The sequence below is a fragment of the Enterobacter cloacae complex sp. 2022EL-00788 genome (assembly GCF_026627565.1).
GTDB classification, from domain to species: domain Bacteria; phylum Pseudomonadota; class Gammaproteobacteria; order Enterobacterales; family Enterobacteriaceae; genus Enterobacter; species Enterobacter pasteurii.
Window position 1 is genome coordinate 12,086 of sequence record NZ_JAPNMC010000007.1, and the last position, 23,455, is coordinate 35,540.

20 protein-coding genes are annotated in these 23,455 nt (G+C 55.8%); 10 read left to right on the forward strand and 10 right to left on the reverse strand.

What is annotated here, in order from left to right; genetic code table 11:
* Positions 1–73 precede the first annotated feature (73 nt).
* From aceF to pdhR, 3 genes are all read right to left on the reverse strand, one after another.
* Complete coding sequence (aceF, locus tag OWK27_RS12470) at positions 74–1,969, reverse strand: pyruvate dehydrogenase complex dihydrolipoyllysine-residue acetyltransferase (RefSeq protein ID WP_267590489.1); 1,896 nt, start codon at positions 1,967–1,969, stop codon at positions 74–76.
* A gap of 14 nt (positions 1,970–1,983) precedes the next feature.
* Complete coding sequence (gene aceE, locus OWK27_RS12475; protein WP_148420095.1) at positions 1,984–4,647, reverse strand: pyruvate dehydrogenase (acetyl-transferring), homodimeric type; 2,664 nt, start codon at positions 4,645–4,647, stop codon at positions 1,984–1,986.
* Positions 4,648–4,771: 124 nt separating this feature from the next.
* Positions 4,772–5,536, reverse strand: coding sequence for a pyruvate dehydrogenase complex transcriptional repressor PdhR (pdhR, locus tag OWK27_RS12480; RefSeq protein ID WP_006173806.1), 765 nt, complete (start codon positions 5,534–5,536; stop codon positions 4,772–4,774).
* Between the two features lie 536 nt (positions 5,537–6,072).
* On the opposite strand from pdhR, the gene aroP reads away from it, so the two are divergent.
* The 3 genes from aroP (at position 6,073) to OWK27_RS12495 (ending at position 9,964) form a co-directional block, all read left to right on the forward strand.
* On the forward strand, positions 6,073–7,443 hold the full coding sequence (gene aroP, locus OWK27_RS12485; RefSeq protein ID WP_267590490.1) for an aromatic amino acid transporter AroP: 1,371 nt from the start codon (positions 6,073–6,075) through the stop codon (positions 7,441–7,443).
* A 162-nt stretch (positions 7,444–7,605) separates the two neighbouring features.
* Positions 7,606–9,003: a glycoside-pentoside-hexuronide (GPH):cation symporter gene (locus OWK27_RS12490; RefSeq protein WP_148420093.1), complete on the forward strand. Its 1,398-nt coding sequence runs from the start codon at positions 7,606–7,608 to the stop codon at positions 9,001–9,003.
* 10 nt (positions 9,004–9,013) lie between these two features.
* Entirely contained in the window at positions 9,014–9,964 is a 951-nt protein-coding gene (locus tag OWK27_RS12495; RefSeq protein ID WP_252004706.1) for a family 43 glycosylhydrolase, read from the forward strand.
* A gap of 18 nt (positions 9,965–9,982) precedes the next feature.
* Here OWK27_RS12495 and ampE read toward each other — a convergent pair whose 3' ends face one another.
* Together ampE and ampD are read right to left on the reverse strand one after the other, a co-directional pair.
* Entirely contained in the window at positions 9,983–10,837 is an 855-nt protein-coding gene (gene ampE, locus OWK27_RS12500) for a beta-lactamase regulator AmpE (protein WP_148420091.1), read from the reverse strand.
* Positions 10,834–11,397, reverse strand: coding sequence for a 1,6-anhydro-N-acetylmuramyl-L-alanine amidase AmpD (ampD, locus tag OWK27_RS12505; protein WP_267590491.1), 564 nt, complete (start codon positions 11,395–11,397; stop codon positions 10,834–10,836). Before ampD ends, ampE begins: the two co-directional genes overlap by 4 nt.
* Before the next feature lie 87 nt (positions 11,398–11,484).
* Here ampD and nadC point away from each other — a divergent pair, with 87 nt between their 5' ends.
* The 4 genes from nadC (at position 11,485) to hofC (ending at position 15,556) form a co-directional block, all read left to right on the forward strand.
* The gene (nadC, locus tag OWK27_RS12510; protein WP_267590492.1) at positions 11,485–12,378 is read left to right on the forward strand and encodes a carboxylating nicotinate-nucleotide diphosphorylase; all 894 of its coding nucleotides are present in this window, start codon (positions 11,485–11,487) and stop codon (positions 12,376–12,378) included.
* 174 nt (positions 12,379–12,552) lie between these two features.
* The gene (ppdD, locus tag OWK27_RS12515; RefSeq protein ID WP_176608702.1) at positions 12,553–12,990 is read left to right on the forward strand and encodes a prepilin peptidase-dependent pilin; all 438 of its coding nucleotides are present in this window, start codon (positions 12,553–12,555) and stop codon (positions 12,988–12,990) included.
* Positions 12,991–13,002: 12 nt separating this feature from the next.
* Positions 13,003–14,382: a type II secretion system protein GspE gene (gene gspE, locus OWK27_RS12520; protein ID WP_267590600.1), complete on the forward strand. Its 1,380-nt coding sequence runs from the start codon at positions 13,003–13,005 to the stop codon at positions 14,380–14,382.
* On the forward strand, positions 14,372–15,556 hold the full coding sequence (hofC, locus tag OWK27_RS12525) for a protein transport protein HofC (RefSeq protein WP_252004705.1): 1,185 nt from the start codon (positions 14,372–14,374) through the stop codon (positions 15,554–15,556). Before gspE ends, hofC begins: the two co-directional genes overlap by 11 nt.
* 33 nt (positions 15,557–15,589) lie before the next feature.
* On the opposite strand, the gene OWK27_RS12530 is transcribed toward hofC, so the two are convergent.
* Positions 15,590–16,633 (reverse strand): GMP reductase, encoded by a 1,044-nt coding sequence (locus tag OWK27_RS12530; RefSeq protein ID WP_148420086.1) that lies wholly within the window; start codon positions 16,631–16,633, stop codon positions 15,590–15,592.
* A gap of 228 nt (positions 16,634–16,861) precedes the next feature.
* Between OWK27_RS12530 and coaE the strand changes: the two genes are divergently transcribed.
* The 3 genes from coaE to yacG are packed head-to-tail and all read left to right on the forward strand — an operon-like array spanning position 16,862 to position 18,429.
* Positions 16,862–17,482: a dephospho-CoA kinase gene (coaE, locus tag OWK27_RS12535; protein WP_252004704.1), complete on the forward strand. Its 621-nt coding sequence runs from the start codon at positions 16,862–16,864 to the stop codon at positions 17,480–17,482.
* Positions 17,482–18,225: a cell division protein ZapD gene (gene zapD / locus OWK27_RS12540; RefSeq protein ID WP_148420084.1), complete on the forward strand. Its 744-nt coding sequence runs from the start codon at positions 17,482–17,484 to the stop codon at positions 18,223–18,225. Before coaE ends, zapD begins: the two co-directional genes overlap by 1 nt.
* Positions 18,226–18,234: 9 nt before the next feature.
* Complete coding sequence (gene yacG, locus OWK27_RS12545; RefSeq protein ID WP_252004703.1) at positions 18,235–18,429, forward strand: DNA gyrase inhibitor YacG; 195 nt, start codon at positions 18,235–18,237, stop codon at positions 18,427–18,429.
* Between the two features lie 34 nt (positions 18,430–18,463).
* On the opposite strand, the gene mutT is transcribed toward yacG, so the two are convergent.
* The 4 genes from mutT to lpxC form a co-directional block, all read right to left on the reverse strand.
* Entirely contained in the window at positions 18,464–18,856 is a 393-nt protein-coding gene (mutT, locus tag OWK27_RS12550; RefSeq protein ID WP_267590493.1) for an 8-oxo-dGTP diphosphatase MutT, read from the reverse strand.
* A 57-nt stretch (positions 18,857–18,913) separates the two neighbouring features.
* Positions 18,914–21,619, reverse strand: a complete 2,706-nt coding sequence (gene secA / locus OWK27_RS12555) for a preprotein translocase subunit SecA (protein ID WP_267590494.1) — start codon at positions 21,617–21,619, stop codon at positions 18,914–18,916.
* A gap of 58 nt (positions 21,620–21,677) precedes the next feature.
* Positions 21,678–22,181 (reverse strand): secA translation cis-regulator SecM, encoded by a 504-nt coding sequence (gene secM / locus OWK27_RS12560; protein ID WP_148420082.1) that lies wholly within the window; start codon positions 22,179–22,181, stop codon positions 21,678–21,680.
* Between the two features lie 279 nt (positions 22,182–22,460).
* Positions 22,461–23,378, reverse strand: a complete 918-nt coding sequence (lpxC, locus tag OWK27_RS12565; RefSeq protein ID WP_006810110.1) for a UDP-3-O-acyl-N-acetylglucosamine deacetylase — start codon at positions 23,376–23,378, stop codon at positions 22,461–22,463.
* Positions 23,379–23,455: the final 77 nt, after the last annotated feature.

Consider the following 23,455-nt stretch of genomic DNA (forward strand, 5'->3'; position numbering starts at 1 on the left):
TCGCTTTCGCTTATAACCTCACAGACTACATGAGATTAACAGAAAAAAGCCGGCCGACTGGCCGGCTTTTCACTTACATCACCAGGCGGCGAATGTCGCTCAGGGTGTTGTTGATGATGGTGATGAAACGCGCACCATCAGCACCGTCGATCACGCGGTGGTCGAAGGACAGAGAGATTGGCATCATCAGACGCGGCACGAACTCTTTGCCATTCCACACCGGCTCCATCGCGGACTTGGACACACCGAGGATAGCCACTTCCGGCGCGTTCACGATCGGCGCGAAGTGGGTGGTACCCAGGCCGCCGATGCTGGAGATAGTGAAGCAGCCGCCCTGCATTTCGCCGGCAGTCAGCTTACCATCACGCGCTTTTTTGGAGATGGTGGTCAGTTCACGGGACAGCTCGGTAATGCTCTTCTTGTTCACGTCCTTGAAGACCGGAACAACCAGACCATTTGGCGTATCAACCGCAACACCGATGTTGATGTATTTCTTCAGCGTCAGCTTCTGGCCGTCTTCGGACAGGGAGCTGTTGAAGCGTGGCATCTGCTCAAGAGCAGCGGCAACGGCTTTCATGATGAAGACCACTGGGGTGAATTTCACGTCCAGCTTACGCTTCTCGGCTTCGGCGTTCTGCTGTTTACGGAACGCTTCCAGATCGGTGATATCGGTCTTATCGAAGTGCGTAACGTGCGGGATCATCACCCAGTTACGGCTCAGGTTTGCACCAGAGATTTTCTGGATACGGCCCAGTTCAACTTCTTCGATTTCACCGAACTTGCTGAAGTCCACTTTCGGCCATGGCAGCATGCCCGGGATACCGCCGCCAGCGGCTGCAGCTGGTGCAGCTTCAGCGCGTTTCACCGCGTCTTTCACGTAAGCCTGAACGTCTTCGCGCAGGATACGACCTTTACGGCCGGTCCCTTTCACTTTCGCCAGGTTCACGCCAAACTCGCGCGCCAGGCGACGAATCAGCGGGGTGGCGTGGACGTACGCGTCGTTTTCAGCGAACTCAGACGTGCCTTCCGCTTTCGCAGCAGGAGCCGCTGGCTTAGCAGCCTGAGCCGGTGCAGCAGCAGGTGCCGGAGCAGCCGCGGCTGCCGGAGCTGCGGCAGGCGCAGCGCCTTCCACTTCGAAGACCATAATCAGGGAGCCGGTAGACACTTTATCGCCGGTGCTGATTTTGATCTCTTTAACGGTACCGGCGAACGGCGCAGGCACTTCCATGGAAGCCTTGTCGCCTTCAACGGTGATCAGTGACTGTTCAGCGGCAACTTTATCGCCCACTTTCACCATCACTTCGGTCACTTCAACTTCGTCACCGCCGATGTCAGGAACGTTAACGTCTTTCACGCCGCCTGCTGCTGGTGCAGCCGCAGGAGCCGGAGCAGCAGCCTGAGCTGGCGCAGCGGCAGGTGCAGCACCCGCCACTTCGAAGACCATGATCAGCGAGCCGGTAGACACTTTGTCACCGGTGTTGATCTTGATCTCTTTAACGGTGCCCGCGAACGGCGCCGGCACTTCCATAGAGGCTTTGTCGCCTTCTACGGTGATCAGAGACTGCTCGGCCGCAACGGTGTCGCCCACTTTCACCAGGATTTCAGTGACTTCAACTTCGTCACCGCCGATGTCAGGCACGTTAACTTCTTTCGCGCTCGCGGCAGCTGCTGGAGCAGCGGCAGCCGGAGCGGCTTCTTTCTTCTCTTCCTGCGCAGGTGCAGCAGCTGCTGCACCGTCGGCGGAATCGAAAATCATGATCAGTTTGCCGGTCTCGGTTTTATCGCCGACAGAGACTTTGATCTCTTTAACGATGCCAGCCTGAGGAGACGGGACTTCCATAGAGGCTTTGTCGCCTTCTACGGTGATCAGCGACTGTTCAGCTTCAACTTTGTCGCCCACTTTGACCAGGATCTCGGTGATTTCAACTTCATCAGCCCCGATGTCCGGTACATTGATTTCGATAGCCATTATTCTTTTACCTCTTACGCCAGACGCGGGTTAACTTTATCTGCATCGATGTTGAATTTGGTAATTGCTTCCGCAACCACTTTCTTATCGATTTCGCCACGTTTAGCCAGTTCGCCCAGTGCAGCTACAACCACGTAAGAAGCATCAACTTCGAAGTGGTGACGCAGGTTTTCGCGGCTGTCAGAACGACCGAAGCCGTCAGTACCCAGTACGCGATAATCATCAGCTGGAACGTAAGTACGAACCTGCTCAGCGAACAGTTTCATATAGTCAGTAGACGCCACCGCTGGCGCGTCGTTCATCACCTGAGCGATGTACGGAACGCGTGGGGTTTCCATTGGGTGCAGCATGTTCCAGCGCTCACAGTCCTGGCCATCACGCGCCAGTTCAGTGAAGGAGGTCACGCTGTACACGTCGGAACCCACACCGTAGTCTTTCGCCAGGATCTGCGCTGCTTCACGGACGTGACGCAGGATAGAACCGGAGCCCAGCAGCTGAACTTTACCTTTGCTACCTTCGATGGTTTCGAGTTTGTAGATACCTTTACGGATACCTTCCTCGGCACCTGCTGGCATTGCCGGCATGTGGTAGTTTTCGTTCAGGGTGGTGATGTAGTAGTAAATGTTCTCTTGCGCTTCGCCGTACATGCGCTGCAGACCGTCATGCATGATGACTGCCACTTCGTACGCGTAAGACGGGTCGTAGGAGATACAGTTAGGGATAGTCAGAGACTGAATGTGGCTGTGGCCATCTTCGTGCTGCAGACCTTCACCGTTCAGGGTCGTACGACCGGAAGTACCACCAATCAGGAAGCCGCGAGCCTGCTGGTCGCCTGCCTGCCAGCACAGGTCACCGATACGCTGGAACCCGAACATGGAGTAGTAAATGTAGAACGGGATCATCGGCAGGTTGTTGGTGCTGTAAGAGGTCGCAGCAGCCAGCCAGGATGCGCCTGCGCCCAGCTCGTTGATACCTTCCTGCAGGATCTGACCTTTCTCGTCTTCTTTGTAGTATGCAACCTGCTCACGGTCCTGCGGGGTGTACTGCTGGCCGTTCGGACTGTAGATACCGATCTGACGGAACAGACCTTCCATACCGAAAGTACGCGCTTCGTCGGCGATGATTGGAACCAGGCGATCTTTGATCGACTTGTTCTTCAGCATCACGTTCAGGGCACGAACGAAGGCGATGGTGGTGGAGATCTCTTTGTTCTGCTCTTCCAGCAGCTGAGAGAAATCTTCCAGCGCCGGCAGTTCCAGCTTCTCGGTGAAGTTTGGCTGACGAGCTGGCAGGTAGCCTTTCAGCGCCTGACGACGTTCGTGCAGGTACTTGTGCTCTTCAGAGCCTTCCGGGAAGGTGATGTAAGAGAGGTTTTCAACCTGCTCGTCGGTCACTGGAACGTTGAAACGGTCGCGGATATAACGCACGCCGTCCATGTTCATTTTCTTAACCTGGTGAGCGATGTTTTTACCTTCTGCGGTATCACCCATGCCGTAACCTTTGATGGTGTGGGCCAGGATTACAGTCGCTTTACCTTTGGTTTCCTGCGCTTTTTTCAGTGCAGCGTAGACTTTCTTCGGATCGTGACCGCCGCGGTTCAGGGCCCAGATCTGCTCGTCAGTCCAGTCTGCAACCAGGGCTGCGGTTTCAGGATATTTGCCGAAGAAGTGCTCACGTACGTAGGCACCGTCTTTGGATTTGAAGGTCTGGTAGTCGCCGTCAACGGTTTCGTTCATCAGCTGAATCAGCTTACCGCTGGTGTCTTTGCGCAGCAGCTCATCCCAACGACCGCCCCACATGACTTTAATCACGTTCCAGCCAGCACCCGCGAAGATGCCTTCCAGTTCGTTGATGATCTTGCCGTTGCCGGTTACCGGACCATCCAGACGCTGCAGGTTACAGTTGATGATGAAGCACAGGTTGTCCAGCTTCTCACGGGTCGCGATAGTGATCGCGCCTTTAGATTCTGGCTCATCCATTTCACCGTCGCCCAGGAAGGCGTAAACGGTCTGCTCGGAGGTATCTTTCAGACCACGGTGTTCCAGATACTTCAGGAATTTAGCCTGGTAGATTGCACCGATTGGACCCAGACCCATAGATACGGTCGGGAACTGCCAGAATTCAGGCATCAGTTTAGGGTGCGGGTAAGAAGACAGGCCTTTACCGTGAACTTCCTGACGGAAGTTGTTCATCTGCTCTTCAGTCAGACGACCTTCCAGGAAGGCACGTGCATAGATGCCCGGAGAGATGTGGCCCTGGAAGTACACCAGATCGCCGCCGTCTTTCTCGTTGGCTGCACGGAAGAAGTGGTTGAAGCACACTTCGTAAACGGTCGCAGAGGACTGGAAGGACGCCATGTGGCCACCCAGCTCCAGATCTTTCTTGGATGCGCGCAGAACGGTCATGATGGCGTTCCAGCGGATAGCAGAACGGATACGGCGTTCCAGATCCAGATTGCCCGGGTATTCCGGTTCGTCTTCGACGGCAATCGTGTTTACGTAGTTGCTAGCCCCTGCACCTGAAGCCACTTTCACGCCGCCTTTGCGCGCTTCTGAAAGCAGCTGATCAATCAGATACTGAGCGCGCTCAACACCTTCTTCACGGATGACCGATTCGATCGCCTGTAGCCAGTCGCGAGTTTCGATCGGATCCACGTCATTTTGGAGACGTTCTGACATGGGGGTATTCCTTATCTATCTAATACGTTGATTTGTCTGGAACCTGTCCCATTGTATTTTCGCCAGAAAACACAATAAGACAGGTTCTGCGTTTAGTTGCCGCGCTCTAAAAAATACCTGGCGCTTAATCCTTTCGTTGCTGTATGCGGCGTAATGAACGTTCGCGACGCGATTGTTCACGGCTGCGGTCCAGCAAGATTTCCTCAATGAAAGCCAGATGGCGGTGCGACGCTTCGCGCGCCTGCTCCGGTTCCCCGGCCATTATCGCCTCGAATACTCGGGTGCGATGGTTGCTTACCAGCGGGAGCATCTCCCGACGGGCATACAACAATTCAAAATTCTGACGAACGTTCTGGGCCAGCATCGGCTCCATGCAGCGTAGCAGATGGAGGAGCACCACGTTGTGTGCAGCTTCGGTGACGGCAATTTGATACTGGACGACGGCGCTGGATTCGGCGTCTAAGTCGCCGGACTGCTGTGCCCGTTCAATGGCCTGATGCAGCTCGCGAATACGCACGCGATCTTCATCAGTGCTGCGAAGGGCGGCGTAATAGGCCGCGATACCTTCCAGCGCGTGACGGGTCTCAAGCAGATCAAACTGGGATTCTGGGTGGTCAGAGAGAAGTTCTACCAGCGGATCGCTGAAGCTCTGCCACAGGCTGTTTTGCACAAAGGTTCCGCCACCCTGGCGACGGAGCAACAGGCCCTTTGCTTCGAGACGTTGAATCGCCTCACGCAAAGAGGGACGTGAAACGTCGAACTGTTTTGCCAGCTCGCGTTCTGGCGGGAGCTTCTCGCCCGGGCGCAGTGTCCCTTCGAGAATTAAAAACTCCAGCTGCTGCTCAATCACATCGGAAAGTTTTGGTTGGCGAATTTTGCTGTAGGCCATATTCCCTGTCTTACGCCTTTTTGCCCGGAGTCAATTGGTCTTACCAATTTCATGTTCGTATCGCTAAAGTAACAAAGTATTCACCTTCTGTCCATATTGGTTTTGATTGAAATCAGTAAACCCGGCACATTTTAACAACCTTACAGAACTAACGTTTCAGGAATGTAACTTTGCACAAATGAGTTGGTTACTACCAAAGAGGCAGTTTTAACCATAATGAAACGAGGGTTTTTGCAATCTGAAGCGATTCAACAAGGCAAAAAATGAAAATTCGCCCACTTCTTGCGCATTTCTATTCTATAGGTTGGGTATGAGGGGTTAACGTACCGATCTACAATTGGTTTCTTTTTATTCAAGTGGTCATCATCCCTTCATAAAGCAGGTGCATTCGCTGGCGCTTACCACTATTCTTGCGCTAACGGAAGCCATCTCCGCTTTTTTCGGCATCGTTAACCGTAAAGAAATAAATACAGAATATGGACTTTCATAATTACACACGCACAGCGTGAACATAACAACCACACACGAGGTTTCAAATGGAAGCTCAACAGCACGGCGATCAGCTAAAGCGCGGCCTTAAAAACCGCCATATTCAGCTCATCGCACTGGGCGGTGCTATTGGTACTGGCCTGTTTCTGGGCAGTGCGTCCGTTATCCAGTCTGCCGGTCCGGGCATTATTCTGGGTTACGCGATTGCGGGTTTCATTGCTTTTCTGATTATGCGCCAGCTGGGCGAAATGGTTGTCGAGGAGCCGGTCGCAGGCTCTTTCAGCCACTTTGCCTACAAATACTGGGGCAGCTTTGCAGGCTTCGCCTCCGGCTGGAACTACTGGGTTCTGTACGTTCTGGTTGCCATGGCCGAGCTGACCGCCGTCGGTAAATACATTCAGTTCTGGTACCCGGAGATCCCCACCTGGGCGTCTGCGGCGGTCTTCTTCGTCCTGATCAACGCCATTAACCTGACCAACGTAAAAGTGTTCGGGGAGATGGAGTTCTGGTTCGCCATTATCAAAGTTATTGCCGTAGTGGCGATGATCGTCTTTGGCGGCTGGCTGCTGTTCAGCGGCAACGGCGGCCCGCAGGCCACGGTGCGCAACCTCTGGGAACAGGGCGGCTTCCTGCCGCACGGCATGACCGGGCTGGTAATGATGATGGCAATCATTATGTTCTCCTTCGGCGGTCTGGAGCTGGTGGGCATCACCGCCGCTGAAGCCGACAACCCGGAGCACAGCATCCCGAAAGCCACCAACCAGGTTATCTACCGCATTCTTATCTTCTATGTGGGCTCGCTGGCGGTGCTGCTCTCTCTGCTGCCGTGGACGCGCGTCACGGCGGATACCAGCCCGTTTGTGCTGATCTTCCACGAACTGGGCGACACCTTCGTGGCGAACGCGCTCAACGTCGTGGTGCTGACCGCCGCGCTCTCCGTGTATAACAGCTGCGTTTACTGCAACAGCCGTATGCTGTTCGGCCTGGCGCAGCAGGGCAACGCGCCAAAAGCGCTGCTCACCGTTGATAAACGTGGCGTACCGGTTAACACCATCATCGTTTCGGCAGTAGTGACGGCGCTGTGCGTGCTGATTAACTACCTGGCGCCGGAATCGGCCTTCGGCCTGCTGATGGCGCTGGTGGTTTCTGCCCTGGTGATCAACTGGGCGATGATCAGCCTCGCGCACATTAAATTCCGCCGCGCCAAGCAGCAGCAGGGCGTGACCACTCGCTTCCCTGCCCTGCTCTATCCGCTGGGTAACTGGGTGTGCCTGCTGTTCATGGCGGCCGTGCTGGTCATCATGCTCATCACCCCCGGCATGGCGATTTCCGTCTACCTGATCCCGGTCTGGATTGCGATCCTGGGCGTGGGCTATATGGTGAGGCAGAAAAATGCCAAAACGGTGAAAACACACTAATCCCCCTCGCTGTGCCCGCGCTCGCGGGCACAGCATCCTGTTACCTTCCTCACAAATTCACGCCAACAGCAAATTTATCCATATCACCGACCTTATACTGCTACGCATATATTTGTTTGCCAGCAAATAATTCTCTCCATACCGAAACCCGGAGAGCTGTCGATGGATAACAACAAACTTTCAGTAAAAGAAAAGATCGGCTATGGCATGGGTGACGCCGGATGCAACATTATTTTTGGCGCCATCATGTTGTTTGTTAATTATTTTTATACGGATATTTTTGGTCTGGCTCCTGCGCTGGTCGGGGTTTTACTGCTGTCTGTCCGCGTCATTGATGCGGTAACAGACCCGATTATGGGTGCCATTGCCGACCGTACCCGCAGCAAATATGGCCGGTTTCGTCCATGGCTGCTGTGGATTGCCTTCCCCTACGCGCTGTTCAGCATTCTGATGTTCACCACCCCGGAGTGGAGCTATAACAGCAAAGTTATCTATGCGTTCGTCACCTATTTCCTGCTCTCGCTGACCTACACGGCAATCAACATTCCTTACTGCTCGCTCGGTGGCGTGATCACCAACGACCCGAAAGAGCGCGTCGCCTGCCAGTCCTACCGCTTTGTGATGGTGGGTATCGCCACGCTATTGCTGTCGCTGACGCTGCTGCCAATGGCGGACTGGTTCGGCGGGGATAACAAAGCCAAAGGCTACCAGATGGCAATGACCGTCCTGGCGCTGGTTGGTACCTGTATGTTCCTGTTCTGCTTCGCCACCGTGCGCGAGCGCGTGCGCCCGGCGGTGCAAAGCCATGATGAGCTGAAAAACGACCTGAAGGACGTGTGGAAGAACGACCAGTGGGTGCGTATTCTGCTCCTCACGCTCTGCAACGTCTGCCCGGGCTTTATCCGCATGGCGGCAACCATGTATTACGTCACCTGGGTCATGGGGCAAAGCACCCACTTCGCCACGCTGTTTATCAGCCTGGGCGTCGTCGGCATGATGTTCGGCAGTATGCTGGCGAAAGTGCTGACCGACCGCTGGTGCAAGCTGAAGGTCTTCTTCTGGACCAACATCGCGCTGGCTATTTTCTCCTGCGCCTTTTACTTCTTCGATCCGAAAGCGACGACCACCATTGTGGTGCTCTACTTCCTGCTGAACATTCTGCACCAGATCCCCTCCCCGCTGCACTGGTCCCTGATGGCCGACGTGGACGACTACGGCGAGTGGAAAACCGGGAAACGTATCACCGGGATCAGCTTCTCCGGCAACATTTTCTTCCTCAAGCTGGGGCTGGCGATAGCCGGGGCGATGGTTGGCTTCCTGCTCTCCTGGTACGGCTATGACGCAGGCGCAAAAGCGCAAAGCGCGGACGCCATTAACGGGATCGTCCTGCTCTTCACCGTTATTCCCGGCATTGGATATCTCATTACCGCTGGCGTGGTACGTCTGCTGAAGGTTGACCGGGAGACGATGAAGCGGATCCAGGAAGACCTGGAGAAGCGTCGCAATAACTATCGCGAGCTGAACGAGTATCAGGAACTCAGCGCCGCTGAGACAAAATAAGGAAAGTCGAATGCAAACCTGGCCAAACCCGTTTATTGAACAACGCGCCGATCCTTACATCCTGCGCCACGAAGGGCAGTACTATTTTATCGCCTCCGTGCCGCAGTACGACCGGCTGGCGCTCCGCCGCGCGGACTCGCTGGAGGGTTTACCCGGTGCCGAAGAGGTGGTGGTCTGGCGCAAGCCCGACACCGGCCCGATGAGCCAGCTAATTTGGGCGCCGGAACTGCACCATATCGACGGCAGGTGGTACATCTATTATGCCGCGACGCATACCCAGGCGCTCGACGAACTCGGGATGTTCCAGCACCGTATGTTTGCGCTCGAATGCGCAGACCCCGATCCGCTCACCGGTACCTGGGTGGAAAAAGGGCAAATTACAACGCCGTTTGACACCTTCGCGCTGGACGCCACCACCTTTGTGCATCAGGGAAAACGCTGGTACCTGTGGGCGCAAAAAGCGCCGGATATTGCGGGTAACTCCAACCTTTATCTGTGTGAAATGGAAAATCCGTGGACGCTAAAAGGCGAGCCGGTAATGCTCAGTAAGCCGGAATACGACTGGGAATGCCGCGGGTTTTGGGTCAATGAAGGACCGGCGGTGCTGTTCCATGGCGATAAGCTGTTTATTAGCTACTCCGCCAGCGCCACCGATGAGAACTACTGCATGGGGCTACTGTGGATAGACCTGCATGCCGATCCGCAAAACCCGGCGAACTGGCATAAATCCTCGCGCCCGGTATTCGTGACCAGCTACGAAAACCGTCAGTACGGGCCAGGCCATAACAGCTTTACGCAGACGCCAGAGGGCGACGATGTGCTGGTCTACCACGCGCGAAACTACACTGAAATTGAGGGCGATCCGCTTTACGATCCGAATCGCCACACGCGTCTGAAACGCGTCCGCTGGGACGAAAACGGGATGCCTGATTTCGGCATCCCGCCTGCGGATACGCTGTAACGGCTTCGGCGCGCCGGGTCAGACCAGCGTGCCATAAATTGTCAGCAGCGCCACAATCACCACCACCGCAAACGAGGTTTTCTTTGCCATCGAGACGGCGGCTTTTGGCGTTGCTACTTTATCCGTGTGCGGCTCGCGCGCCAGCGAGAACTGCGCCAGACGGGTTAACACCTGATACTGCGCGGTGTGGCGGTCCGCAAGGGAAGCAAACCACGCGGGCAGGGCTTTTTCACCATGCCCGATGAGAGCATAGACAACCCCCACCAGACGCACCGGAAGCCAGTCAAGCACGTGCAGAATGGCGTCAATACCGGACTGTAAACGCTCATGCGGCGTAAGGTAGCGGGCAAGCCAGGTCTGCCAGGCGCGCAGGAACGCATAGCCCATCAGCAGTACCGGCCCCCACGGACCGCCCACCACAAACCAGAACAGCGGTGCCAGGTAGTAACGGAAGTTGATCCACAACAGCGCGTTTTGCAGCTCGCGCAGAAATTCACGTTCATCGCAGTCCGGCGGTACGCCGTGGATCATCGTCAGCTCGCTCGCCATCGCACCGCGCGCGTGGGCATCATCACGGGAGGCGGCCTTCAGGTAAGCGTGATAGTGCAAACGCACCTTGCCCGCGCCAATGCACAGCACGCCCAGCAGGATCCACACCACCAGCAGCGGCACGTTGAAAAAAAGGCCGTACAGCGAGCGCAGCAGCAGGAACGTAATCACCATCACACCTGCCGTCATCAGCAGCGTGCGCAGCATGGAAAAATGCCTGATGCGGCGGAATAACACCTCCAGCCGATGATCCAGATGCCAGTGCTCGCCGAGCTTAAACAGGCGCTCAGCGATCATAACCAGCAGCATGGTAAACAACGTCATGTTATCTCCTTATCTGACGACGTGGTAAGCATGGCGCGAAACCGGGACCAGTCAAACGCCGGGCCGGGGTCGGTTTTTCTTTCGGGGACGATGTCGCAGTGCCCCGTAATATTCTTTGCTATTGCGGGATAGAGCCCGACAAGCGTTTGCGTCACAGCAGCCAGTTTCTGATACTGCGCATCGGTGTATGGGGTGGTGTCCGTCCCTTCCAGCTCAATCCCAATGGAGAAATCATTGCAGCGCTCGCGCCCCCGGTACATGGATACGCCGGCATGCCAGGCACGCTTGTCAAAAGGAACATACTGAACCACTTCACCATCACGACGGATCAGACAGTGTGCCGAGACGCGCAGATGCGCAATTTCAGCGAAAAAGGGATGGGCATTGGGATCTATCGTTCCAGTGAATAACGCATCGATCCACGGTCCGCCAAACTCCCCCGGCGGGAGGCTAATATTGTGAACCACCAGCAGTGTGGGCTTTTCATCCTCCGGGCGGCAATCGTGGTGCGGCGACGGTACATGCCGCGCGTCCACCAGCCATCCGTTCTCTAACAACATGCTGGAACTCCTTATCTGTGGTGCTGTTACTCGGTTCAGAGTAGCATGTTTCAATATTATGATTCGTTACCAATTTGGAGTTTTATCATGCCGCCTCGCCGCTACAACCCCGACCACCGACGTGACGCGCTTCTGGAACGTATTAATAGTGATATTCCGGCAAGCGTTGCCCATGCCCTGAAGGAAGATCTGGGCGGCGACGTCAGCGCCGACAACGATATTACCGCACAATTATTGCCAGAAGAGACACGCTCGCACGCGGTCATTATCACCCGCGAAGCGGGGGTTTTCTGCGGCAAACGCTGGGTTGAGGAGGTCTTTACCCAGCTGGCGGGCGACGATGTGCAGGTAACGTGGCATGTTGCTGATGGCGATGCGGTAACCGCCGGTCAGCCACTATTCGAGCTGGACGGCCCATCCCGGATCTTGCTGACCGGTGAACGCACCGCGCTCAATTTCGTGCAAACGCTCTCCGGCGTCGCCAGTGAGGTACGCCGCTACGTAGATCTGCTGGCAGGTACCCGCACCCAGCTGCTGGATACCCGTAAAACCCTGCCGGGCCTGCGTACCGCCCTGAAATACGCCGTGCTCTGCGGCGGCGGCGCAAACCATCGTCTGGGGCTGTCCGATGCTTTCCTGATTAAAGAGAACCATATTATTGCTTCCGGCTCCGTGCGTAAGGCCGTGGAGAAAGCCTTCTGGCTGCACCCGGACGTGCCGGTCGAAGTGGAAGTGGAAAATCTGGAGGAGCTGGACGAGGCCATCAAAGCCGGGGCAGACATTATCATGCTCGATAACTTTGACACGGAGCAGATGCGTGAGGCGGTTAAACGCACCAACGGCCAGGCGCAGCTTGAGGTGTCCGGCAACGTGACGTTTGACACCATCCGCGATTTTGCTGAAACCGGCGTTGATTATATCTCCGTTGGCGCGCTGACCAAGCACGTACGCGCCCTCGACCTCTCTATGCGCTTCAAATAACGAGTCCTCCCCTCTCCGCCCGGAGAGGGGAAATACGAGACCGCTCGCATTTACGCTGTTCTTCTCTGCAACGCTCAATAAAACCCCTGAAAGCCCCTTCACGTTCACGCTTTTGCTCCTCGTTTCTGCGCGCTGGCACTGCCACAGTAGCGCCACTTAACGTAAGGAGCAGACATGAACAAACAACAAGGATTTACGCTGATTGAGCTAATGGTCGTCATTGGCATTATTGCCATCCTGAGCGCAATTGGCGTCCCGGCCTATCAGAACTACCTGCGTAAAGCGGCGCTCACCGATATGCTGCAAACGTTCATCCCCTACCGCACCGCCATTGAGCTTTGCGCTCTGGATCATGGCGGTGTGGAGCGCTGCGACGCGGGCACCAGCGGCATTCCCTCACCGACAACCACACGCTACGTTTCGGCAATGAGCGTGGCGAAGGGCGTGGTGTCGTTAACAGGACAGGAGAGCCTGAACGGGCTTGAGGTTCTGATGACGCCGATCTGGAGCGACGGCAACGGCATGACGGGCTGGACGCGTGACTGCAAAATGGCATCCGACGCAGCGCTCAGGCAAGCCTGCGAAGACGTTTTCCGCTTCGACAATAACTGACAGGAGTGGATGATGAACACCGAACAGCTTATGACCCTCTGCCAGCGCCATCACGCCCTGCTGCTGGCAAGCGACGCGGACATGATAAGCATTGCCGTGGTGGGAAACCCGGCCTCTGAACTGATGGAGGCTTTACGCTTCGCCACTCAAAAGCGTATTGATATAGAGTGCTGGACGGCCGAGCGCATGGAAAAACGGCGCCAGTCCGTCACATCATTGCATCTGCCGGGCATAGCGCCAGGCTCGGCCGCTGACGTTCTCAATACGATCCTGCAGCAGGCGGTAAGCCAGCGGGCATCCGACATCCATATTGAACCAGCGGAAAATGGCTACCAGATCCGCCTGCGGATTGACGGCGTTCTTTACCCGCAACCGCCGATCGCGGCTGCTCTCGGGACGACGCTGGCCGCGCGTCTGAAGGTGCTGGGCCAGCTGGATATTGCCGAGCGCCGCTTGCCGCAGGACGGCCAGTTTACGGTGGAGCTGGAAAGCAGCCCCGTCTCGTTTCGTATCGCAACGCTTCCCTGTAGCGGCGGAGAAAAAATCGTGCTGCGCCTGCTTTACCAGGTACAGCAAGCGCTGGAGCTCGATCGGCTGGGCATGAGCGCAGACCAGCAGTTGCGCTTTGCCGGAGTGCTAAACGGCCCGCAGGGACTGATTCTGGTCACCGGCCCGACCGGTAGCGGAAAAACGGTGACGCTGTACAGCGCGCTGCAGGCGCGAAATACCCCAGACGTTAATATTTGCAGCGTGGAGGATCCTGTAGAAATCCCCCTTGCAGGCCTAAACCAGACGCAGATTAACCCGCGCGCCGGGCTGACCTTTCAGAGCGTGCTGCGCGCCCTGCTTCGCCAGGATCCCGATATCATCATGGTGGGGGAAATTCGTGACGGCGAAACGGCAGAAATTGCCATTAAGGCCGCGCAAACCGGGCATCTGGTGCTCTCCACGCTTCACACTAACTCGACTACCGAAGCGCTGGTACGGCTGGAACAGATGGGCGTCGCGCGCTGGATGATCTCTTCTGCGCTCTCAATGGTGGTTGCCCAGCGGCTGGTGCGTCGGCTGTGCCCGCACTGTCGACAGGAGGCAAGCCGCCACGCCGACCTCCCTCGCAGCCTGTGGCCCCGGCCGCTTCCGCGCTGGCAACCTACCGGCTGCGATCGCTGTTATCACGGATTTTATGGCCGCGTAGCCCTCTTTGAAGTGCTCGTCATCGATGACGCGCTCCGGCAGGCTATTGCCAGTGGAGCGAGTACAGAGGTGATTGGCTCCAGCGCACGTCAGGCGGGAATGACGTCGTTGTTCGAGCACGGCTGTATGGCCGTTGAACAAGGGCTGACCACGTTCGAAGAATTGCTGCGCGTGCTGGGCATGCCCGATGGCTGCTAACGCCCTCTGGCGCTGGCGCGCGCTGACCATGGAGGGTGACGTACAGACCGGCACCCTTTGGGCTATCGACCATGATGCAGCTTACGCCGCATTAGTGCGCAAACAGCTTCATCCGCTGGCGCTCAGGCGCTGCCAGCAGCGCCATCGATGGCAGGTACACCACTGCTACGATATTTTTCGCCAGCTCGCCACGCTGTTGCAGGCCGGGCTCACGCTATCCCAAAGCCTGCAAATGCTGGCGGAACAGCATCCTTTACGGCAGTGGCAGGCGCTGCTGCACAGCCTTGCTGAGGATCTGAGCGAAGGCTGCGCCTTTTCAGAGGCAATGAAGAAGTGGCCAGAGGTGTTTAGCCCTCTTTATATCTCCATGGTGAAAACGGGTGAACTGACGGGACAGCTCGAAGCGTGCTGTCGCCAGCTCGCGCAACAGCAGAAATCCCAGCAGCTGCTGAGTGCAAAAGTGAAGAAAGCGCTGCGCTACCCGGCGATCGTCCTGACGCTGGCCGTTGTCGTGGTGCTGGCCATGGTTACGCTGGTTTTGCCCGAGTTTGCCGCGATATACAAAACGTTTAACGCCCCGCTTCCGCTTCTCACGCAGGCGGTCATGGGGCTGGCTACCTTCATTCAGGCGCATCTCCTCGCCCTTTTCGCCCTGTTCGCGACGCTGGTTATCGTCGCCTGTAAACTGCGGCGGCATCCCCGCTGGCAGCATATGCTGTTACGCATACCGGTGATGGGCGCGCTGTCGCGCGGGCAAAAGCTGGGACAAATATTTACCGTGCTGTCTTTAACCCAGCAGGCCGGGATCGCATTTTTAGACGGAATGGAGAGCGTGCAGGAAACCGTTGAGAGTGGCTACTGGCAGGAGAAAATCCGCGCGGTGCGCAGCGATATTGAACGGGGTATGCCCGTGTGGTCATCCTTTCAGAAAGCCTCTGTTTTTACGCCCCTGTGCATTCAGCTGATACGCACCGGAGAAGTATCGGGTTCCCTGGACGTGATGCTGCTGAATCTCGCACGTCACCATACGGAACGGACATTTGAGCAGGCGGACAGTCTGGCGGCAATGCTTGAGCCTTTGCTGCTGATCGTGACGGGTGTGATTATTGGTACGCTGGTGGTGGCAATGTATCTGCCGGTTTTCCATCTGGGGGATGCGATGAGCGCGGGTTAACGCTGGCGCACGGATGCGCGCCAGCTGTAGCCGTCAGAGGCTATTGAATACGCGGTTTTCCTGCTCCTGAACGCGGATAAACGTCGTGCGTTTAGTCAGCTCTTTCAGGCGGGAAGCACCAACGTAGGTGCAGGCAGAGCGCAAACCGCCGAGGATATCGCGCGCCGTGTTCTCAACAGGGCCACGCAGCGGCAGCTTAACGGTTTTACCTTCCGCGGCACGGTATTTTGCTACACCGCCCACGTGACGGGTCATCGCAGATTCAGAGCTCATTCCGTAGAACAGCATGAATTTCTCGCCGTTCTCTTCCACCACGGTACCGCCGCTCTCTTCGTGACCAGCCAGCATGCCGCCGAGCATGACGAAGTCTGCGCCACCGCCAAAGGCTTTCGCTACATCGCCCGGCATGGTGCAGCCACCGTCGCTGATGATCTGGCCGCCCAGGCCGTGCGCCGCGTCAGCGCATTCGATTACCGCCGACAGCTGCGGATAACCCACGCCGGTTTTCACACGCGTGGTGCATACGGAACCCGGGCCAATGCCCACCTTAACGATGTCAGCTCCAGAAAGGATCAGCTCTTCACACATCTCTCCGGTCACCACGTTGCCGGCGATGATGGTTTTCGTTGGCCAGGCTTCACGCGCCTTGCTGACGAACTGCACGAAATGTTCGGAATAGCCGTTCGCCACGTCAATACAGACAAAATTCAGCGCCGGATTCGCGTTCAGGATCTGCCTGGTTTTCTCGAAATCTGCATCAGACGTACCGGTAGACACCATCACATGCTTCACCACGTCAGCAGAGGCGGAGGCAACAAACGCATTCCACTCTTCAGCGCTATAGTGTTTGTGTACCGCAGTCAGGATGTCGAACTGCGCCAGTGCGGTAGCCATTTCGAAGGTACCGACTGTGTCCATGTTGGCGGCAATAATCGGCACGCCAGACCACGTCTGACCGGAATGCTTAAAGGTGAATTGACGTTCGAGTTCAACGTCTGAGCGGCTTTTCAGCGTAGAGCGTTTAGGGCGGATAAGAACGTCTTTGAAACCTAACTTGAGATCTTCTTCGATACGCATGTGCGGATTCCTGGGGTTAGAGGCAAAAATAGTGAAAGCACAACTCCAGTGACGCTATCATACGCACTAATACCTGCTCCGCAAGACTGCGAAAATCACTTTTTTTACGCTACAATCCTATAAATTTACCTGATAAAAAGCGGGTAAAGAGGGCTAAACATTCGCTGTTGAAAGTTTGAACTTTAAGCAACTGATTTTATAAATGAATAATTCCCAGGATCTTATGTAATGGGGTATATCGTCGCATTAACCGGCGGCATCGGTAGTGGTAAAAGCACCCTTGCGGACGCGTTTTCTCGTCTCGGCATTACGATTATCGACGCAGATATCATTGCCCGTCAGGTGGTAGAACCAAATACACCCGCCTTACAAGCCATCGAAGCACATTTTGGCAGCAGCGTTATACAGGCTGACGGTACGCTAAACCGGCGACAGCTCCGTGAATGCATATTTTCCGATCCTGCGGAAAAGGCCTGGCTTAATGCCCTGCTCCACCCCATTATCCACCAGGAAACCCAGCGTCAAATGGCCGCAGCCAGCTCGCCCTATGTGCTGTGGGTTGTTCCGTTGCTGGTTGAAAACCAGCTTCAGAAAAAAGCGGACAGAACGCTGGTGATTGACGTTTCCCGCGAAACGCAGATCCAGAGAACCATGGCCCGTGACCATGTTTCTCGTGAGCATGCTGAACAAATTCTTGCCGCTCAGGCCACGCGCGAAGCGCGCCTTGCCGTTGCGGATGATGTTATTGATAATAACGGCGCACCAGATGCCATTGCATCGGATGTTGCTCGTCTGCACGCGCAGTATCTGACCTTCGCCGCGCAGGCCGTTGCACAGGAAAAACCATAATGTCGACTCATATCCTTTTTGAGCACCCGCTTAACGAAAAAATGCGCACCTGGCTGCGCATAGAATTTCTTATCCAGCAGCTTTCACAACACCTGCCCGTCAACGATCACGCCACCGCGCTGCATTTTTTCCGCAACGTGGGCGATCTGCTGGATGTAATTGAACGCGGCGATGTCCGCACTGAGCTGCTGAAAGAGCTGGAACGCCAGCAGCGTAAACTACAGGCCTGGGCCGAAGTGCCCGGCGTGGACCAAAGTCGAATTGACGCGTTACGCCAGCAGCTGAAAAACAGCAGCACGACGCTGATGGCAGCGCCGCGCGTCGGGCAGTTTCTGCGAGAAGATCGTTTGATCGCGCTGGTGCGCCAGCGTCTGAGCATACCGGGCGGATGCTGTAGCTTCGATCTGCCAACGCTGCATATGTGGTTACACATGCCGCAGGAGCAGCGCGATCGCCAGGTGAACGGCTGGCTGGCGAGCCTGGAGCCGATGAATCAGGCGCTATCGCTGATCCTCGATCTTGTCCGTAATTCTGCCCCGTTCCGCAAGCAAACCAGCCTCAACGGCTTTTATCAGGACAACGGCGACGATGCCGATCTTCTGCGTCTGAACCTGTCTCTTGGCGAGCAGCTTTATCCGCAGATTTCGGGGCATAAAAGCCGTTTCGCGATCCGCTTTATGCCGCTGGACAGCGAACATGGCACCGTGCCGGAACGCCTCGATTTTGAACTGGCCTGTTGTTAAGGAGTGCCGATGTCTGACGTAACTACCGTAAACTGCCCAACCTGTGGGAAAACCGTTGTCTGGGGCGAAGTGAGCCCATTTCGCCCATTCTGCTGCAAGCGCTGTCAGCTTATTGACCTGGGCGAATGGGCAGCGGAAGAGAAACGCATTCCCAGCGAAGGCGGCCTCTCGGATAGCGATGACTGGAGCGAGAACCAGCAGTAGCGTTCAAAGCCTGCTGGCGCTTCGCTTAGCAGGCCTAAAGGTTGCCCGTTAGCCGGGATATGACGGGCGCATTTGCCGGAGGAAATTTTCCGGCATCACTCGCGTGAAGCGTAACCCAGCCACCCGGCTGCCCCTCTTTCCCCCAGGGTTCTCCCTCCCAGCTTTGCACAAGCCAGAACCAGAGCGTGATGTGACGATCCGGAAACTGGTATTCCAGCTTATCAAACAGCGTTGCGCCAATCGGAGTAATGCCGACCTCTTCCTGAAGCTCACGCACCAGCGCCTGCTCCGGCGTTTCGCCCGATTCGATTTTCCCGCCCGGGAACTCCCATTTGTTGGCCATGTGCGCATCGGCTGCACGTTGGGTAATGAAGATCTGGTTTTGCGGGTTGCGAATAATCCCGACGGCAATTTGCAGTGTTTTCATATTGGCACTTCCATAAAAAAGGCGCAGATATCTGCGCCTTTTCAGTTTGTTATGTTCTTAGCTCAGGCGGCCGTGGCACGCCTTGTATTTTTTGCCGGAACCGCAAGGGCACGGATCGTTACGCCCCACCTTACGATCGCCCGTCTGCGCTGCGATTGCCGCTGCGGCCTCGCTTTCGTCGTTCTGGTGGCTCAGCTGCTGCATCTGCGCCAGACGCTCAGCCTCTTCACGACGCTGCTGCTCCATCGCTTCCACTTCTTCCGGCATGCGCACCTGAACTTTGCTCAGGGTACTGATGACTTCGTACTTCAGCGACTCCAGCATTGCAGCAAACATGGAGAAGGATTCACGCTTGTACTCCTGCTTCGGATCTTTCTGCGCATAACCGCGCAGGTGGATACCCTGACGCAGGTAGTCCATCGCCGCGAGGTGCTCTTTCCACAGGGAGTCCAGCGTCTGCAACATAACGCCTTTCTCGAAGTGACGCATCATCTCGGCGCCAACCACCTCTTCCTTACGCTTGTAGACTTCCAGCGCGGTTTCGTAAATACGTTCGCGCAGGGTCTCTTCATGCAGCTCTGGCTCTTTGTCCAGCCACTCTTTGATTGGCAGTTCAAGATCGAAGTCGTTTTTCAGACGTTCCTGCAGGCCTTCAATATCCCACATTTCTTCCAGAGACTGAGGCGGAATATGCGCGTCGATAGTGGCTTTGAACACGTCTTCACGAATGCTGTTGATGGTTTCGCTTACGTCGGACACGTCCAGCAGTTCGTTACGCTGGGTATAAATCGCACGACGCTGGTCGTTAGCGACGTCATCATATTCCAGCAGCTGCTTACGGATGTCGAAGTTGCGGCTTTCAACCTTACGCTGGGCGTTAGCAATCGCTTTAGTGACCCACGGGTGCTCAATCGCTTCGCCTGGCTTCATGCCCAGTTTACGCATCATGCCGGAAACGCGGTCGGAGGCGAAAATACGCATCAGCGCATCTTCCATAGACAGGTAGAAGCGGGAAGAACCGGCATCACCCTGACGACCCGCACGACCACGCAGCTGGTTATCGATACGACGAGATTCATGACGCTCGGTACCGATGATGTGCAGACCACCGGACGCCAGCACCGCGTCGTGACGCACCTGCCAGTCGGCCTTGATCTGGGCAATCTGTTCAGGCGTTGGGTTTTCCAGCTCTGCCACTTCGGCCTGCCAGCTGCCGCCCAGCATAATATCGGTACCACGACCCGCCATGTTGGTGGCGATGGTCACGGCAGCCGGATAGCCCGCCTGCGCAACGATGTCCGCTTCTTTGGCGTGGAACTTGGCGTTCAGAACGTTGTGTTTGATGCCTGCTTTGGTCAGCTCGTTGGACACCACCTCAGATTTCTCAATGGAGATGGTCCCCACCAGCACCGGCTGGCCTTTAGCGGTACGATCGCGAATATCTTCGATGATGGCCTGAATTTTTTCCGCTTCGGTCATGTACACCAGGTCCGGCATATCCTTACGGATCATCGGACGGTTGGTTGGCACAACCACGGTATCCAGCTTATAGATGGAGCTGAATTCAAACGCTTCGGTATCAGCGGTACCGGTCATCCCTGCCAGCTTCTCGTAAAGACGGAAGTAGTTCTGGAAGGTGATGGATGCCAGCGTCTGGTTTTCGTTTTGAATATCCACGCCTTCTTTCGCTTCAACGGCCTGGTGCAGGCCATCAGACCAGCGACGCCCCTGCATGGTACGGCCGGTGTGTTCATCGACGATGATGACTTCACCGTCTTTGACGATGTAGTCGACGTCGCGGGTGAACAGCGCATGCGCGCGCAGCGCGGCGGTGACGTGGTGCATCAGCATGATGTTGCTCGGGGAGTACAGGGACTCGCCCTCTTCCATGATGCCTTCTGCTACCAGCAGCTCTTCAATTTTCACCAGACCGCGTTCGGTCAGGTTCACCTGACGCGCTTTTTCATCGACGGAGAAGTGACCTTCACCCTGGAAGGTATCGGAGTCTTCTTTCTCCTGACGCAGCAGGTGAGGAATGATTTTGTCGACCTTACGGTACATCTCAGAGCTGTCTTCGGCCGGGCCGGAGATGATCAGCGGGGTACGCGCTTCATCGATCAGAATGGAGTCAACCTCATCCACCAGCGCATAGTGCAGCTTGCGCTGCACGCGCTCTTCCGGGCTGAACGCCATGTTGTCGCGCAGGTAGTCAAAGCCGTATTCGTTGTTGGTACCGTAGGTGATGTCGGCGTTATAGGCTTCACGCTTGGCTGGTGCCGGCAGGCCGGACATGTTAATGCCAACGGTCATGCCGAGGAACTCGAACAGTGGACGGTTGTTTTCGGCGTCACGCTGCGCCAGATAGTCGTTGACGGTAACAACGTGAACGCCTTTACCGGTCAGGGCATTCAGGTAAGCCGGGAGCGTTGCGGTCAGGGTTTTACCTTCACCGGTACGCATTTCCGCGATGCAGCGCTCGTTAAGCACCATACCACCGAGCAGCTGTACGTCGAAGTGACGCATGCCGAACACACGCTTACTCGCTTCACGCACAACGGCAAAGGCTTCAGGGATCAGGCTCTCTAAGGTTTCGCCTTTTTCCAGACGCGCGCGGAACTCCGCAGTTTTAGCCTTCAGCTCGTCATCAGAGAGCTTCTCCATCGCCGGTTCCATACCGTTGATGACGTTTACCGCTTTGCGCATGCGGCGCAGGGTACGATCGTTACGACTACCAAAAACTTTGGTTAATAATTTGATTAGCATAATAAATTCTCAAACGCCCCAGATGGGCAGATAAATTAAGGTATTGAAAAAGGTTAATTTAGCTGAGGCGTTGAGGCCCGGCACGGATGCCGTGAACCTGGCTAATCCATGTCGAAATGGAGAATGATGCGGGGGAAACAAAACAGGTTTGTGCCGTCTGACTCACGGTGACGGGCGGCTGGTTGTCCTGCGTCAGGAGCGCATTAAGCGTATCGAGCAGAGCAAGGTGCTGAGCCTGGACCGGCAGCGTTTCTTCAGCAACAGGCATCGTCTGGGGCGCCATCGCGAACGACAGATGGCGGATAACCGTGCGGATGGCGTGCTGCTGCCAGTAATCAACAGAGAAATTGGGACGACGGCTGGCTTCGAGCCACGCGAGGTTAGTAAAGTTAACCCGCGTGGTGAGATCGTGTTTGGTCGTGGTGGAACGCGCCGGCGAAGCCGCTTCTGCGCTGTTGCTGAGCACAGGCAAGCCGAGACTCGCCGCGACCATCCCTAATAAGAGATGCGGCCAGAAGTAACGTCTGCCAAATTGTCGCCAGCGCGTCAGTATTCCGCTCACTTGCTCCACCACATTCGCCCGCCAATGCAGGCTGAGTTCAGTTATTCTTTTTTAGCGCCCAGATATTACCACTAAAGCCAATACACAGCAGCAGGAATGACGCCCCGCAGCAGGTAAAAACGGTCAATAATGCAGCGAACACACCGTTATTCGGCACCCGACGCAGGCCAGGCAGAGAGGGACAAATCAAAGAAGTGCAGAAATAAAAACGACTGGCTTCCCTGGTCGGAGAGAGTACCAGGTGAACCAGTCGCTTTTCTTACGAAACGGCTTGAACCGTTACGCCAGGACCATAGTCGGTGCTTTGAACGCCAGCGGCAGTTCGGCTTCGTCTTCGAAGGTCACATATTCCCAGGCTTCCTGTTTTGCCAGGACTGCCTGCAACAGTTTGTTGTTCAGCGCATGACCGGATTTAAACGCGGTAAATGCACCAATAATATTGTGACCACACATGAAGAGGTCGCCGATCGCGTCCAGCATTTTGTGACGAACAAACTCATCTTCAAAACGCAGGCCGTCTTCGTTCAGTACGCGATAATCGTCAACAACGATGGCACAATCGAAGCTGCCGCCCAGGCACAGGCCGCGGGACTGCAAATATTCGATATCGCGCATGAAGCCGAAAGTACGTGCTCGGCTAATCTGACGCATAAACGCATCCGCAGAGAAGTTCATCGCATAGCGCTGGGTGCTGGAATCAATCGCCGGATGGTTAAAGTCGATGGTAAAGTCCAACGAAAAACCATTGTACGGTTTGAATTCAGCCCACTTGTCGCCATCTTCGACGCGAACGGTCTCTTTAATGCGAACAAATTTCTTCGCGCAGTTCAGTTCTTCGATGCCGGCATCCAGCAACAAATAAACGAACGGAGCAGCACTTCCGTCCATGATCGGGATTTCTGGCGCATCGACTTCAACAATGATGTTGTCGATACCCAGACCCGCCAGGGCGGCGTTCAGGTGCTCTACGGTAGAAATCCGCACGTCATGCTCGTTCACCAGACAAGTACAGAGCATAGTATCACGCACAGATTTGGCATCGGCCGGAAAATCTACCGGTGGATTCAAGTCGGTGCGACGATAGATGACCCCGGTATTGGCCGGCGCAGGGCGTAACGTCAGTGTGACTTTCTTGCCGGTATGTAAACCGACACCAGTCGCCTGAACGATACGTTTAAGTGTCCTTTGTTTGATCATCGTATAATCTCGCCAAATTAACTATCCAACCGAGAGTGTATATCACTAACGGTGGGCCAGTTTAGCACAAAGAGCGC

Excerpts from the sequence above, each read along its gene's own strand:
- aceF (WP_267590489.1), bottom strand. The coding sequence starts at position 1,969 with ATGGCTATCGAAATCAATGTACCGGACATCGGGGCTGATGAAGTTGAA.
- aceE (WP_148420095.1), bottom strand. The coding sequence starts at position 4,647 with ATGTCAGAACGTCTCCAAAATGACGTGGATCCGATCGAAACTCGCGAC.
- pdhR (WP_006173806.1), bottom strand. The coding sequence starts at position 5,536 with ATGGCCTACAGCAAAATTCGCCAACCAAAACTTTCCGATGTGATTGAG.
- aroP (WP_267590490.1), top strand. The coding sequence starts at position 6,073 with ATGGAAGCTCAACAGCACGGCGATCAGCTAAAGCGCGGCCTTAAAAAC.
- OWK27_RS12490 (WP_148420093.1), top strand. The coding sequence starts at position 7,606 with ATGGATAACAACAAACTTTCAGTAAAAGAAAAGATCGGCTATGGCATG.
- OWK27_RS12495 (WP_252004706.1), top strand. The coding sequence starts at position 9,014 with ATGCAAACCTGGCCAAACCCGTTTATTGAACAACGCGCCGATCCTTAC.
- ampE (WP_148420091.1), bottom strand. The coding sequence starts at position 10,837 with ATGACGTTGTTTACCATGCTGCTGGTTATGATCGCTGAGCGCCTGTTT.
- ampD (WP_267590491.1), bottom strand. The coding sequence starts at position 11,397 with ATGTTGTTAGAGAACGGATGGCTGGTGGACGCGCGGCATGTACCGTCG.
- nadC (WP_267590492.1), top strand. The coding sequence starts at position 11,485 with ATGCCGCCTCGCCGCTACAACCCCGACCACCGACGTGACGCGCTTCTG.
- ppdD (WP_176608702.1), top strand. The coding sequence starts at position 12,553 with ATGAACAAACAACAAGGATTTACGCTGATTGAGCTAATGGTCGTCATT.
- gspE (WP_267590600.1), top strand. The coding sequence starts at position 13,003 with ATGAACACCGAACAGCTTATGACCCTCTGCCAGCGCCATCACGCCCTG.
- hofC (WP_252004705.1), top strand. The coding sequence starts at position 14,372 with ATGGCTGCTAACGCCCTCTGGCGCTGGCGCGCGCTGACCATGGAGGGT.
- OWK27_RS12530 (WP_148420086.1), bottom strand. The coding sequence starts at position 16,633 with ATGCGTATCGAAGAAGATCTCAAGTTAGGTTTCAAAGACGTTCTTATC.
- coaE (WP_252004704.1), top strand. The coding sequence starts at position 16,862 with ATGGGGTATATCGTCGCATTAACCGGCGGCATCGGTAGTGGTAAAAGC.
- zapD (WP_148420084.1), top strand. The coding sequence starts at position 17,482 with ATGTCGACTCATATCCTTTTTGAGCACCCGCTTAACGAAAAAATGCGC.
- yacG (WP_252004703.1), top strand. The coding sequence starts at position 18,235 with ATGTCTGACGTAACTACCGTAAACTGCCCAACCTGTGGGAAAACCGTT.
- mutT (WP_267590493.1), bottom strand. The coding sequence starts at position 18,856 with ATGAAAACACTGCAAATTGCCGTCGGGATTATTCGCAACCCGCAAAAC.
- secA (WP_267590494.1), bottom strand. The coding sequence starts at position 21,619 with ATGCTAATCAAATTATTAACCAAAGTTTTTGGTAGTCGTAACGATCGT.
- lpxC (WP_006810110.1), bottom strand. The coding sequence starts at position 23,378 with ATGATCAAACAAAGGACACTTAAACGTATCGTTCAGGCGACTGGTGTC.